At 71.3% G+C, this 12,502-nt stretch carries 11 protein-coding genes and 1 pseudogene; 7 read left to right on the top strand and 5 right to left on the bottom strand.

All coding sequences use genetic code 11. The annotated features are described in order from the left end of the window. The first annotated feature begins 56 nt into the window (after nt 1–56). From ACZ6JY_RS15020 to ACZ6JY_RS15010, 3 genes are all read left to right on the top strand, one after another. On the top strand, nt 57–605 hold the full coding sequence (locus ACZ6JY_RS15020; RefSeq protein WP_469195966.1) for a helix-turn-helix domain-containing protein: 549 nt from the start codon (nt 57–59) through the stop codon (nt 603–605). A 53-nt stretch (nt 606–658) separates the two neighbouring features. Next, a complete protein-coding gene (locus tag ACZ6JY_RS15015) occupies nt 659–1,273 on the top strand; it encodes a hypothetical protein (RefSeq protein ID WP_469195964.1) in 615 nt (204 codons plus the stop codon). Nucleotides 1,274–1,386: 113 nt separating this feature from the next. Next, a complete protein-coding gene (locus tag ACZ6JY_RS15010) occupies nt 1,387–1,722 on the top strand; it encodes a DUF2516 family protein (protein ID WP_469195962.1) in 336 nt (111 codons plus the stop codon). Between the two features lie 47 nt (nt 1,723–1,769). Here ACZ6JY_RS15010 and ACZ6JY_RS15005 read toward each other — a convergent pair whose 3' ends face one another. The 3 genes from ACZ6JY_RS15005 to ACZ6JY_RS14995 all read right to left on the bottom strand — a co-directional run bounded on the left by ACZ6JY_RS15005 (nt 1,770) and on the right by ACZ6JY_RS14995 (nt 5,924). Then, the gene (locus ACZ6JY_RS15005; protein WP_469196164.1) at nt 1,770–2,948 is read right to left on the bottom strand and encodes a PP2C family protein-serine/threonine phosphatase; all 1,179 of its coding nucleotides are present in this window, start codon (nt 2,946–2,948) and stop codon (nt 1,770–1,772) included. A 913-nt stretch (nt 2,949–3,861) separates the two neighbouring features. After that, entirely contained in the window at nt 3,862–4,932 is a 1,071-nt protein-coding gene (locus ACZ6JY_RS15000) for a C40 family peptidase (RefSeq protein WP_469195960.1), read from the bottom strand. A 194-nt stretch (nt 4,933–5,126) separates the two neighbouring features. Then, nucleotides 5,127–5,924, bottom strand: a complete 798-nt coding sequence (locus tag ACZ6JY_RS14995) for a class I SAM-dependent methyltransferase (RefSeq protein ID WP_469195958.1) — start codon at nt 5,922–5,924, stop codon at nt 5,127–5,129. Nucleotides 5,925–6,081: 157 nt separating this feature from the next. Here ACZ6JY_RS14995 and mshA point away from each other — a divergent pair, with 157 nt between their 5' ends. The 3 genes from mshA to ACZ6JY_RS14980 all read left to right on the top strand — a co-directional run bounded on the left by mshA (nt 6,082) and on the right by ACZ6JY_RS14980 (nt 9,834). Then, on the top strand, nt 6,082–7,428 hold the full coding sequence (gene mshA, locus ACZ6JY_RS14990; protein WP_469195956.1) for a D-inositol-3-phosphate glycosyltransferase: 1,347 nt from the start codon (nt 6,082–6,084) through the stop codon (nt 7,426–7,428). Further along, nucleotides 7,421–7,960: a type III secretion system chaperone family protein gene (locus ACZ6JY_RS14985; protein WP_469195954.1), complete on the top strand. Its 540-nt coding sequence runs from the start codon at nt 7,421–7,423 to the stop codon at nt 7,958–7,960. Before mshA ends, ACZ6JY_RS14985 begins: the two co-directional genes overlap by 8 nt. A 152-nt stretch (nt 7,961–8,112) precedes the next feature. Then, nucleotides 8,113–9,834, top strand: a complete 1,722-nt coding sequence (locus ACZ6JY_RS14980; RefSeq protein WP_469195952.1) for a glycosyl hydrolase family 28-related protein — start codon at nt 8,113–8,115, stop codon at nt 9,832–9,834. On the opposite strand, the gene ACZ6JY_RS14975 is transcribed toward ACZ6JY_RS14980, so the two are convergent. Beyond that, nucleotides 9,737–11,014, bottom strand: coding sequence for an MDR family MFS transporter (locus ACZ6JY_RS14975; RefSeq protein WP_469195950.1), 1,278 nt, complete (start codon nt 11,012–11,014; stop codon nt 9,737–9,739). The two genes, ACZ6JY_RS14980 and ACZ6JY_RS14975, sit on opposite strands and share 98 nt — an antisense overlap. Nucleotides 11,015–11,206: 192 nt before the next feature. Between ACZ6JY_RS14975 and ACZ6JY_RS14970 the strand changes: the two genes are divergently transcribed. Next, on the top strand, nt 11,207–11,968 hold the full coding sequence (locus tag ACZ6JY_RS14970; protein ID WP_469195948.1) for a phosphoglyceromutase: 762 nt from the start codon (nt 11,207–11,209) through the stop codon (nt 11,966–11,968). A gap of 97 nt (nt 11,969–12,065) precedes the next feature. On the opposite strand, the pseudogene ACZ6JY_RS14965 reads toward ACZ6JY_RS14970, so the two are convergent. Then, nucleotides 12,066–12,341, bottom strand: a pseudogene (locus tag ACZ6JY_RS14965) (ATP-binding protein); the annotation flags it as partial. Nucleotides 12,342–12,502: the final 161 nt, after the last annotated feature.

Genomic DNA, 12,502 nt, shown 5'->3' with positions numbered 1-12,502 from the left:
GCACTTTTGCAAGCAGGCGCTTGCAAGAGTTAGCAAGGGTGGTGCACCATCGGGGCATGGCATCACTCAACGTCGGCAATCTCGGCGAGTATCTGCGTGAGCAGCGGCGCACCGCGCAGCTGTCGTTGCGGCAGCTCGCCGACGCCGCCGGGGTGTCCAATCCGTATCTGAGCCAGATCGAGCGTGGTCTGCGCAAGCCGAGCGCTGAGGTGCTTCAGCAGGTCGCCAAGGCCCTGCGGATCTCCGCCGAGACGCTGTACGTGCGTGCCGGGATCCTCGACGAGAAGGAGCGGGACGAGCTGGAGACGCGCGCCGTCATCCTCGCCGACCCCTCCATCAACGAGCGCCAGAAGCAGGTGCTGCTACAGATCTACGAGTCGTTCCGCAAGGAGAACGGCTTCGAGACCACCCCGGCGTACGCGGGTGGGTTCGAGGACGCCGCGGGCGAGTCCGTAAACGACGCGGATCAACCTGCGGGCCATGCGGATCAGTCCGTGGGCGACGCGGATCAGTCCGTGGACGCGGATGTGGACACCGGGGCCGTCGAAGGCTCCCGTAAGGCCGACGGCAGTGCTGCCCGACCGAAGCAAACACCCTCAGGCTGAGGCGAGCCGAACCAGGCTGGACCAGCTGACGCGAATCCGGGAGGACCATCGTCATGGCCATCACCGATGACCTGCGCAAGACCCTCACCACGACCACCCCCGCCTACTTCGTCGCCGGGTCCGCGGACCTCGCCCTCCAGCAGGCGAAGAAGGTGCCCGCCATCGTCGAGCAGCTCATCGCCGAGGCGCCGTCCCGCTTCGAGGCGGTCCGCAACGCCGACACCAAGGCCGTGCAGGACAAGGCCGCCGCCCGCGCCAAGGAGGCGCAGGAGACCATCCAGGCCAAGGTCACCGAGGTGCTCGGCACCATCGACACCGACCTGAAGAAGCTCGGCGAGACCGCCCAGGACCTCGCGCTGCGCGGCGTCGGCGTGGCCGCCGAGCTCGCGGTCAAGGCGCGCGAGAAGTACGACGAGGTCGCCGAGCACGGCGAGCAGACCGTGAAGACCTGGCGCGGCGAGGCCGCCGAGGACATCTTCGACTTCGCCGAGACGGTCGAGCCGGACCCCGAGCCGGCCGCCGAGCCGGCGCCCGCGAAGAAGCCCGCCGCGAAGAAGAGCACGGCCGTCAAGTCCACGGCCGCCAAGCCGACGGCCGCGAAGCCCGCGGCCGACACGAGCGCGGCGAGCAAGACGACCGCCAAGAAGAACACGCCGCCCGCCAAGTAGCGGGAACCAGGCGGTTGGGCCGGGCACTCGTGGAGTGTCCGGCCCGTTGACCGGGTAGCGGGTACCGTGGCCGCGTAATCGATGCGTCGAGACTGGTGGTGGACGTTGTGCTGATGCAGGGGTTCGCGAACTTCATGTGGCTGCTGTCGCTGGCCCTGATCGTGTTCAGCGGATTCGCGCTCATCGACGCCGCCGTCCGGCGCGAGGACGCCTATCGGGCCGCGGACAAGAAGACCAAGCCGTTCTGGCTGGTCATCCTCGGGCTCGCCTTCGTGGTGAACCTGATCTTCAACGTCCTGTCGTTCCTGCCCATCATCGGCCTGATCGCCACGATCGTGTACATGGTCGACGTACGGCCCGCGCTCCGGCAGATCACCGGCGGTGGCGGCGGCCGGCGCGGCGGCTCCAGCAGCGACGGTCCCTACGGCCCGTACAACGGCGGCCGGTAAGCCGCAGCCGCACGGCCGCCGTTGGGTGACGGCCGCGCGAGCCGCCGTCAGCCGCTGCCCGGAGCCCGGTCGAGGAGCAGCACGGCCACGTCGTCCGTGAGGTCGCCGCCGTTGAGGTCGCGCACCTCGTTCACGGCGGCCTCGAGGAGTTCGTCGCCGCGCAGCCCGGCGGCGATCTGGCGGCGGACCATCTCGACCATGCCCTCCTGGCCGAGGCGCTGGTTGCCCTGGCCGATGCGGCCCTCGATCAGCCCGTCCGTGTAGAGCATCAGGCTCCACTTCCCGCCGAGCTCCACCTGCCGGCGCGGCCAGCGGGCACGCGGCAGGAGGCCAAGGGCGGGGCCGCCGTCCTCGTACGGAAGGAGTTCGGCGAGGCGGCCGTCGCGGGCGATCAGCGGCGCCGGGTGCCCGGCGAGGCAGAGCCCGGCGCGGCGGCCGTCCGGGGCGATGTCGACGGTGCAGAGCGTCGCGAAGATCTCGTCGTCGGCGCGCTCGTGCTCCAGGACCTTCTGCAGCGTGGACAGCAGTTCGTCGCCGCAGAGCCCGGCGAAGGTCAGGGCCCGCCAGGCGATCCGCAGCTCCACGCCGAGCGCGGCCTCGTCGGGGCCGTGGCCGCAGACGTCACCGATCATCACGTGCACCGAGCCGTCGGGGGTGCGCACGGTGTCGTAGAAGTCGCCGCCGAGCAGCGCGCGGGAGCGGCCGGGACGGTAGCGGGCGGCGAAGCGCAGCGGTGAGCCGTCGAGGAGCGGCGTGGGAAGGAGACCCCGCTCCAGGCGGGCGTTCTCCTGGGCGCGCAGTCTGGACTCGGTGAGCTGACGCTGGGCGGCGTCCGCGCGCTTGCGCTCCACCGCGTAACGGACGGTGCGGCTGAGCAGCCTGCCGTCCAGCTCGTCGCGGAACAGGTAGTCCTGGGCGCCGACCCGTACGGCCTCCGCGCCGCGCTCGGCGTCGCCGGTCGCGGTGAGGGCGAGGACGGCGTGCCGGGGCGCGAGACGCAGCACGTGCTTGAGCGCGACGAGCTCGTCATCGTCCGCCTCGCCGCCACCGGAGCCGCCGGGCGCATGGGAGCCCCCTGAGCCGCCGGAGCTGCCGGAGCCGCTGGAGCCGCTGGGCGCATGGGACCCACCCGGGCCGCTGGAACCGCCGGGCGCGTGGAAGCCACCCGGGCCGCCGGACGCACCGGAGCCGCCGGGGCCGCCAGACACCCCGGGGCCGCCGGGCACGCCGGGCCGGCCAGAGCCGCCGAAGCCACCGGACGCGCCGAGGCCACCGGACGCCCCGGGCCCACCGGACGCGCCGGACCCACCGGACATCCCGGAACCACCGGACACCCCGTAGCCGCCGGGCCGGCCCGAGCCGCCGAAGCCGCCGGACGTCCCGGACCCACCGGATACCCCGGAGCCACCGGATACCCCGTAGCCGCCGGGCCGGCCCGAGCCGCCGAAGCCGCCGGACGCCCCGGACCCACCCGTTCCGCCGGACACCCCGGACCCGCCGGGCCCCGGCAACGCCAGGTCGAGCAGGATGCAGTGCACGTCGTCGGTGAGGAGGCGCTCGGCCTCGGTGAGGTTGCGGGCCGTGCGTACGCGGATGGGGTTGCCCGCGGAGTCGAGAAGCGCGGGCACGCTCAGGGAACCCGCCGGGTCGTCCTCGATCACCAGCAGGGTGAGCGGTGAGCCGTTGGGGCCGCCGTTGGTCTGGCCGGCCGTGCCGGACGCGTTCAGGGCGCGCGCCCCGGTGTCCTGGTGGGGTGCCGCGTGAGCCTGACCGTCTTCCGCGGCCGGGAGCACTCTCTGCCGCGGTATGGGTACGGGCATCGCTTGGTTTCCTTCCCTCCCCCCGAGGGCGTGGTGCGACGCAGGTCGACGCAGCACCGACGACGGACCATAGCGGTAGCCCGGGCTCGATTGGAATGGCGCCGGGCAAACGGCCACCGTCATATGCCGCAACCAGGAACGCACTTGGGCACGTTGCGGTCCCACCGGGATGACGAACATCACGCCCCGGAGGCCGTCCGCGAGCCAGGACCGTGCACTGGGTCACACCGGGCACACCGGGCACACCGGACACATGGCTTCGGCTCACGGGGGCACCGCACGGCTGCTTGCCGGCCGCGCCCACCCCAAGGCCGCGCGGCTACTTGTCGGGCCGCACGACCCCCAATATCCGCATGGAACCCGCCCCCGCGATCGTGACGTCGCGGCCCGGCCGCGGGGCGTGCACGATCGTGCCGTCGCCCACATACATCCCGACGTGGCTGGCGTCCGAGTGGTAGATGATCAGGTCACCGGGGCGCATGTTCTTGACGTCGACGTGCGGCAGCCGCTTCCACTGCTCCTGCGAGGTCCGCGGGATGCCCTGCCCGGCCGCAGCCCACGCCTTCGAGGTGAGCCCGGAGCAGTCGTACGAACCGGGGCCCTCGGCGCCCCATACGTACGGCTTGCCGATCTGGGCCGTGGCGAACTCGATGGCCTTCTTGCCCCGCGGTGTCGCCTTGGCGCCGATGTCCTTCAGGACGCCCGAGTCCACCCACGCCGACTGCTTCTTGAGGGCCGCCGCCTTCTCCAGCTCGCGCAGCCGCTCGCGCTCCTTCTTCTCCAGCCTCGACTCGAGCTTCTCCGCGTCCGCGATCTTCTTCTTGATCTTCTTCTTCGACGCGGCCTTCGCCTTGCGGTTGGCTTCCAGCTTCTTCCAGCGTGCCGTGGCGTCCTCGGCGTATATCCGCAGGTCCTCCTGCGTCCTGGACAGCTCGGTCAGCATGCCCTTGGTGGCCTTCGCGCCCTGCCGCATGCGTCCGGCGCCGTCCAGGAACTGACCGGGATCGTCGCTCAGCATCAGCTGGGCCTCGTCCGGCATGCCGCCGCCGCGGTACTGCGCGCGGGCCGCGGCACCGGCGCGGGCCTTGAGCTTCTTCAGCTTCGCCTGGCCGTCGGAGATGTCCTTGGCCAGCTTCACGATCTGCTCGGACTGCTTGTCGGCCTTCTCCTCGGCCGCGTTGTACGCGTCCGTCGCCACGCCCGCGTCGTGATAGAGCGTCTCGATCTCCTTGCGGACCTGTTCGAGGGAGCTGTCCGATCTGGGCGCCGGATCCGTCGGTCTCGTCGGGGATGGAGGGCTCGCATAGGCCACTCCCGGTGCGGTCACCACCACTGCCGTCGCGCAGATCAGCGCCACGGTCGCCGCCGTCGAGCATCGCTTGCCGGTCACGCCCTGCCACCCCCAAAACCTGATTTACCGTCAGTAACTTGCGGTCGCTCCCGGGATGGTGCCATGCCTGCGCCCATTGCGACAGAGCACGACAGCAACTCCGATCTCCCCACCCGCCACATGTGACGAACGGCACGCGAAGTTCGTTCCCCGCAGGTCACGGCCCCGGACGCGCGCCCCGCCCGGGGCCGAGTTCACCCGGCTCGCGGCGCCAACGCGTCCCAGCCCACCGTCAGTTCCCCCTGCCGCCACCGCGAAGTCCCGTCGAGTACCGGCCAGTCGGCGCCCAGGTCGCGCGCCGTCCTGATCCAGCGCTGCCGCGCGCCGTAGGAGGCATACGGGGCCGCCGCCGCCCAGGCCCGGTCGAAGTCCCGCAGGAACGCGTGGACCGGCTCGCCCGGCACGTTCCGGTGGATCAGCGCTTTCGGCAGCCGTTCGGCGAGATCGGAGGGCCGATCGAGGGAGCCGAGCCGGGTCGCGAAGGTCACCGAACGCGGCCCCTCCGGGCCGAGCGCCACCCAGACGTGCCGCCGCCCGATCTCGTCGCAGGTGCCCTCGACGAGCAGCCCGCCGGGTGCGAGGCGCCCGCGGAGCCGCTCCCAGACGGCGGCGACCTGGTCCTCGTCGTACTGGCGCAGGACGTTCGCGGCCCGGATCAGGGCGGGGCGGCCCGGCAGGGGCACCTCGAAGCCGCCGTGGCGGAACGTGAGGCCCTCGCGCTCGTACGGCTTCGCGGCCGCGACCCGTGCCGGTTCGATCTCGACGCCGACGACACGCGCGCGTGGAGCGGCGGTGCGCAGCCGCAGGAGCAGTTCCACGGCGGTCCAGGGGGCGGCGCCGTAGCCGAGGTCGACGGCCACGGGGTCGGGGGAGCGGCGCAGGGCGGCGCCGTGCGTGGCGGCGATCCAGCGGTCCATGCGGCGCAGGCGGTTCGGGTTCGTGGTCCCGCGCGTCACCGTTCCCACGGGGCGGGAAGGGGTGCGTGGGGCCATGGGGAAAGGGTATGCGGGCCGGACGGTTGACAAGGCCGGGTAATGCTTTGGCAAAAAGGGCCCGGAAGGAAATGGAGCAGAAACCTCCGGTGTTCCCCCCTCTGGAGGTACGTACGCCCTCCCCGTCGTCATGCCCGTACGCAAGGAGGACCGCCACGTGAGCCAATACGTGTCCAGGCTCGGGCGTCGCTCTCCATCGGCTCCCCCACGGCTCCGCATGCCCGGTACTCCGCGGCGGCCCCGGCGTGTGGCCGTGCTGAGCGTGCACACCTCGCCCCTGCACCAGCCCGGCACGGGCGACGCGGGCGGCATGAACGTCTACATCGTCGAGCTGGCCAAGCGCCTCGCCGCGATCAACATCGAGGTGGAGATCTTCACCCGCGCCACCACCGGCGCGCTTCCGCCCGCCGTGGAGCTCGCACCCGGAGTCCTCGTCAGGCACGTCGACGCGGGCCCCTACGAAGGCCTCGCCAAGGAGGAGCTGCCGGCCCAGCTCTGCGCCTTCACGCACGGTGTCATGCAGGCCTGGGCGGGCCACCGGCCCGGCTACTACGACCTCGTCCACTCCCACTACTGGCTCTCCGGCCACGTCGGCTGGCTCGCCGCCGAGCGCTGGGGCGTGCCCCTGGTGCACGCCATGCACACCATGGCCAAGGTCAAGAACGCCGCGCTGGCCCAGGGCGACACCCCCGAGCCGGCGGCCCGCGTCATCGGCGAGACGCAGATCGTGCGCGCCGCCGACCGGCTCGTCGCCAACACCTCCGAAGAGGCCGACGAACTCGTACGCCACTACGAAGCCGAGGCCGGCAAGGTCGCCGTCGTCCACCCCGGCGTCAACCTCGACCGCTTCCGCCCCGCCGACGGCCGCGCCGCCGCCCGGCACCGCCTCGGTCTGCCGCAGAACGCGCTCGTCCCGCTCTTCGCGGGCCGCATCCAGCCCCTGAAGGCCCCCGACGTGCTGCTGCGCGCGGTCGCCGTCCTCCTGGACGAGCGTCCCGCCCTGCGCTCGAACATCGTCGTGCCCATCGTCGGCGGCCCCAGCGGCAGCGGCCTCGCCAAGCCGGAGGGCCTCCAGAAGCTGGCCGCGAAGCTGGGCATCGCGGACGTGGTCCGCTTCCAGCCGCCGGTGGGGCAGGACCAGCTCGCGGACTGGTTCCGCGCGGCGTCGGTCCTCGTCATGCCGTCCTACAGCGAGTCCTTCGGCCTCGTCGCCATAGAGGCGCAGGCGGCGGGTACGCCGGTCCTCGCGGCCTCGGTGGGCGGCCTCCCCGTGGCCGTGCGGGACGGGGAGACGGGCTTCCTGATCCGCGGCCATGAACCGGCCCACTACGCGCGCGTGCTCCGCGATTTCGCCGACCGGCCGCACCTCGCGGACACCATGGGCGATGCCGCGGCCCGCCACGCGCAGGCCTTCGGCTGGGACACGGCGGCCTCCGCCACGGCGGACGTCTACACCGCTGCCATGCATGACTTCCGTCGTCACGTACGCTCGCATCATGGCTGAGCGGACGGGTCTTTCGGCAGGTGGGAACGGTTCCGCGGGCGGTGGCTCCGCCGCGGATGATGTCATCCGGCAAACGCTCGACGACGCCGAACTGGAATGGGAGAGCCCCGAACCGGGCTCCTACGTAGTGAAGCTTCCGGGCACCCGGAAGCTGTCGACCACCTTGTCGATGATCGTCGGCAAGCACTCCCTCTCCCTGAACGCCTTCGTCATCCGCCATCCGGACGAGAACCACGAGGCGGTGCACCGCTGGCTCCTGGAGCGGAACCTGCGCCTCTACGGCGTGAGTTACGCGATCGACTCCCTCGGCGACATCTACCTGGCGGGCAAGCTCCCGCTGTCGGCGGTCACCCCGGAGGAGCTGGACCGGCTCCTCGGGTCGGTGCTCTCCGCCGCGGACGACTCCTTCAACACGCTGCTCGAACTGGGCTTCGCTTCGGCGATCCGCAAGGAGTACGAGTGGCGGGTCTCGCGTGGTGAGTCCACGCGGAACCTGGACGCGTTCACGCATCTGACTCGCCGAGAGGGATAGCCAGGGGGCGGCGGCCCTTCCCCTGCGCGCCTCTGCCAGCCTCTGCCCGTCCGCCCTCTTCCCCGCGCCCTCCCAGCCGTGGCATGCTCCCGCCCATCGCGAACATGAACTCCGTTCACACATGCGGACGGCGTGGAGCGAAAGGCGGCAGCATGGCGTACCCCAGCAGGCGAGGCGTACTCGGCGGCGCGATAGCCGTAGCGGCGGCAGCCACGACCGGCAGCGGCACAGCCCACGCCGCCGCGCCCCGCGGCGGCAGCGCCCGAACCCCGGCCATCTGGACGGAGTTCACCCGCGCCCCCTACACACACCCCCAGGTCCCCTACATCGGCCACGCCGGCTACCGCACCGGCCGCCACGCCTTCCCCCGCTCCCACCACAAGCGCGTCTTCGACACCCGTCACTACGGGCTGAAGCCCGGCAGCACGGCGAACGCGGCCCCCGCCATCAACCGAGCCCTCGCCGACGCGGGCAAGCAGGGCGGAGGCACGGTAGTCGTCCCGCCCGGCACGTACCGCGTCGACGACGTCATCCGCATGGCCCACGACAACGTCACCCTCCGCGGCGCCGGCAGCGCCCGCACCACCCTCCTCGCCACGAAGAGCCTCACCGAGCTGATCGGCCCCTACGGCTCCCGCTACGGCGGCGACAAGTCGAGCTGGTCCTGGGCCGGCGGCCTCATCTGGCTCTGCCCGCAGGCCCGTTACGACTCGCTGATCACCGCCATCGAGGCCAAGGCCTGGCCCTTCGAGGGCTGGACGGGCAACAAGCGCGACGAATGGCGCACACTGACGCCGCTGGGCGCGGCTCGGCGCGGCTGCTGGTCCGCCCGTGTCGCGGACGCGTCCCGACTCCGTGCGGGAGACCTCGTACTCCTTCGTCTCTCCGACGATCCCGGGCACACCCTCCTGGAGCACATGGCGGGCGGCGGCCCCGGCCCGGAGGCGTACACCTGGGACGACAAGACGAAGCTCACCTCGTACGTCCCCTACGAGTGGCCCGTAAGGATCGCCTCCGTCGACCGGCGCAGGCGCAAGGTCACCTTCGAGCGCCCCCTGCCGCTCGACGTGCGCCCGGAGTGGGATCCCCGTCTCACCACCCACGTCAAGGCGTTGACCGGTTCCGGCGTCGAAGGGCTCACCCTGGAGGCCGTCGAGACCCCGCAGTCCCCGCACCTCCTCGACAAGGGGTACAACGGCGTCACGTTCCAGTGCGCGTACGACTGCTGGGCCGACGACGTCGTCGTACGCCACGTGGACAACGGCTTCGGCCTGGTCGCCGCCTCCGCCTGCACCCTGCGCCACACGCGCGTGACGGGGCGCGGCTCGCACCACCCGTACTTCTGCCGCGAGGGCTCGCACGACAACCTGATCGAGGACTTCCGGATCGACGCGCGCACCACCCCCGCCCCGCCCGGCACCCAACTGCACGGCATCAACGTCGAGGGCCTCTCCTCGCACAACGTCTGGTCGCGCGGGCACATGGAGATGGGCACCTTCGACAGCCACCGCGGGATGCCCTTCGCGAACGTACGCACCGACATCACCGTCGAGAACAACGGCCGGCACGGCGGCGACGCGAGCGCGGGCCCCCTCTTCGGCGCCCGCTTCACCCACTGGAACATCCGCGTCACCAACGAGCGCGCGGGCCTCATGAAGATCGACGGCCTGGCGCCCCACAGCGCCACGGTCGGCCTCAACACCGTCCGCGAGTTCGACCAGACCGACGTACCGGACTTCACCGGCGACCTGAACTCGCGGCTTGAGCTGTACGGGACTACGGACGCGGTGCGGCCGCGGAATCTGCACGAGGCGCAGCGGGGGCTTTCCCGGGCGTCACTCCGGCCTCACCCTCCGCGGGCAGCTTCCGCATGAGCCCCCAGTAGCCGAGCGCCGCCGCGGTGCCGAGCACCGCGCACGCCCCCCACAGCCACTGCGCCCCGAACCGGTCGATCATGAAGCCGGACATCAGAGGGGCGACGAGCGCGGCCACCGACCACGACGTCGTGTACATGCCCTGGTAACGCCCGCGCCCGTGGACGGGGGAGAGCCGCACGACCAGGGTCGTCTGCGTCGGCGCGTTGACGATCTCGGCGAGCGTCCACACGCACACCGTCAGCGCGAAGACGCCGACGGACCCGGCGAAGGCGGTGAGCCCGAAGCCGTACCCGGCGACGATCGACGAGATGATCAGCAGCCGCCGCGGATCCCGGTGCTCGATGAAACGGGTGACCGGGATCTGGAGGACGACGATCAGCACGCCGTTCACGGCGATGGCGAGCCCGTAGTCGGCGGGCGTGAACCCGGCCTCGCCCATGGCGACCGGCAGTCCCAGGGCTCCCTGCTGAAAGATGAGAGCCACGAGGAACGACAGCCCGACGACCCCCATGAACCGCCCGTCCCGCAGCACGGTCCCGAGCCCGACCTCCGGCTCCGCGGCCTTCTCCAGCGCGGTGCGCACCGGCCGGGACTCCGGCAGCTTGACGAAGACGAGGATCGCGCACGCCATGGTCATACCGGCCTCGATGAGGAAGCCGGCCCGATAGCTGTACGAGGCGATGAACCCGGCGGCCGCGGAGGAGATGGCGAAGCCCAGGTTGATGGCCCAGTAGTTGAGCGAGAAGGCCCTCACCCGGTCCTCGGGCCGCACGATGTCCGCCATCATCGCCTGCACGGCGGGCCGTGAGGCGTTGCTGGCCATCCCGACGAGGAAGGCGACCCCGGCGATGGCCACCGGATGCTCCATGAACCCGAGCACGGCCACCGTCACGGCCGTCGAGGCCTGCGCGATCAGCAGCGTGGGCCGCCGCCCGAGCCGGTCGGTCATCACCCCGGCACCCAGCGAGGAGACGACCCCGCCGAGCCCGAGCAGCGCGGCGACGAGCCCCGCGTACGAGGCCGAGTACCCCCGTTCCAACGTCAGGTACAGCGCCATGAACGTGGCGACGAACGCCCCGAGCCGGTTGACCAGCGTGCTCAGCCACAGCCACCAGAAGGCGCAGGGCAGCCCCGACACGCTCTCCGTGACGGCACGTCTCATGGCGGTGGCAGGCATGGTGGTCCCCCGGGGCGGTGTAAGTGACTCGCGCGTGCAAGTGCCGCTCGCATCGCATGTAAGTGCCTCTAGCGGCATGGACACATTACGAGCCGCCGCTTCCGCCTCGCCAGTCGATTGACGGAACCCGTCAACCGGTGCGTCCGCGCCCGCGCGAGCAAGGCCCACGGGGGTTGGATTACGCTCAGGGGCATGGCCGACGCACCGTACAAGCTGATCCTCCTCCGCCACGGCGAGAGCGAATGGAACGCGAAGAACCTGTTCACCGGCTGGGTGGACGTCAACCTCAACGAGAAGGGCGAGAAGGAGGCGGTCCGCGGCGGTGAGCTGCTCAAGGACGCCGGCCTGCTCCCCGACGTGGTCCACACGTCGCTCCAGAAGCGCGCGATCCGCACGGCGCAGCTCGCGCTGGAGTCGGCCGACCGCCACTGGATCCCCGTCCACCGCTCGTGGCGCCTGAACGAGCGGCACTACGGCGCCCTCCAGGGCAAGGACAAGGCCCAGACGCTCGCCGAGTTCGGCGAGGAGCAGTTCATGCTGTGGCGCCGCTCGTACGACACCCCGCCGCCGGCGCTGGACCGCGACGCGGAGTACTCCCAGTTCTCCGACCCGCGCTACGCCACGCTCCCCCCGGAGCTGCGCCCGCAGACGGAGTGCCTGAAGGACGTCGTCGTCCGCATGCTCCCGTACTGGTTCGACGGCATCGTCCCCGACCTCCTGACCGGCAGGACGGTCCTGGTAGCGGCCCACGGCAACTCGCTGCGCGCCCTGGTCAAGCACCTGGACGGCATCTCGGACGAGGACATCGCGGGCCTGAACATCCCGACGGGCATCCCGCTCTCCTACGAACTGGACGCCGACTTCAAGCCCCTCAACCCGGGCGGCACCTACCTCGACCCGGAGGCCGCGAAGGCGGCGATCGAGGCGGTCAAGAACCAGGGCAAGAAGAAGTAGCCCTGCCTTAGCTTCACGCCCCCTGCCTGCGGGTTCTCCGCGGGCAGGGGGTTTGTCATCGCACCCGGACCGCGTCTGGGCCGCCAGGTGTGCCCCCTCAGTCAGGCCACGCATCGGCCATCAGGAAAGCGACCGCCGTCCCGCCGAACCGGCTTGGCCCGGCGTGCCAGGACTGGGCGATGGAGTCGACCAGGAGCAGCCCGCGCCCATGGGCGTCGTCGGCGTCCGGCCGGCGAAGGCGTACGTTCGCCGGGAAGCCGGGGTTGTGCACCTCCACACGCAGCGAGGTTCCGTCCCGGAACCACTCCACGCGTACGCGCCACTCCTCGTCGGCCCGCCCGTACGCGATGGCGTTCGTCACCAGCTCGGAGATCGGTGATTCCTCGCTGGGACAGCGGTTGAACCGGTAGGTCATCCGCGCTCACTCTTTGCCGCTGCTGTCGGAGCCGAGGCAGCGTCGCTTCGATGCAACGTGCCTCATTCCAGGAAGTGGCCTTAGCCACTGAGTGGATAGTGGCTTCGTCCACTTGCGTC

The organism is Streptomyces sp. NPDC046335 (genome assembly GCF_055587985.1).
The sequence above is the reverse complement of the archived record's forward strand: the minus strand, read 5'-3'. Positions and strand labels throughout refer to the sequence as shown.

Excerpts from the sequence above, each read along its gene's own strand:
- ACZ6JY_RS15020 (WP_469195966.1), top strand. The coding sequence starts at position 57 with ATGGCATCACTCAACGTCGGCAATCTCGGCGAGTATCTGCGTGAGCAG.
- ACZ6JY_RS15015 (WP_469195964.1), top strand. The coding sequence starts at position 659 with ATGGCCATCACCGATGACCTGCGCAAGACCCTCACCACGACCACCCCC.
- ACZ6JY_RS15010 (WP_469195962.1), top strand. The coding sequence starts at position 1,387 with ATGCAGGGGTTCGCGAACTTCATGTGGCTGCTGTCGCTGGCCCTGATC.
- ACZ6JY_RS14995 (WP_469195958.1), bottom strand. The coding sequence starts at position 5,924 with ATGGCCCCACGCACCCCTTCCCGCCCCGTGGGAACGGTGACGCGCGGG.
- ACZ6JY_RS14985 (WP_469195954.1), top strand. The coding sequence starts at position 7,421 with ATGGCTGAGCGGACGGGTCTTTCGGCAGGTGGGAACGGTTCCGCGGGC.
- ACZ6JY_RS14980 (WP_469195952.1), top strand. The coding sequence starts at position 8,113 with ATGGCGTACCCCAGCAGGCGAGGCGTACTCGGCGGCGCGATAGCCGTA.
- ACZ6JY_RS14975 (WP_469195950.1), bottom strand. The coding sequence starts at position 11,014 with ATGCCTGCCACCGCCATGAGACGTGCCGTCACGGAGAGCGTGTCGGGG.
- ACZ6JY_RS14970 (WP_469195948.1), top strand. The coding sequence starts at position 11,207 with ATGGCCGACGCACCGTACAAGCTGATCCTCCTCCGCCACGGCGAGAGC.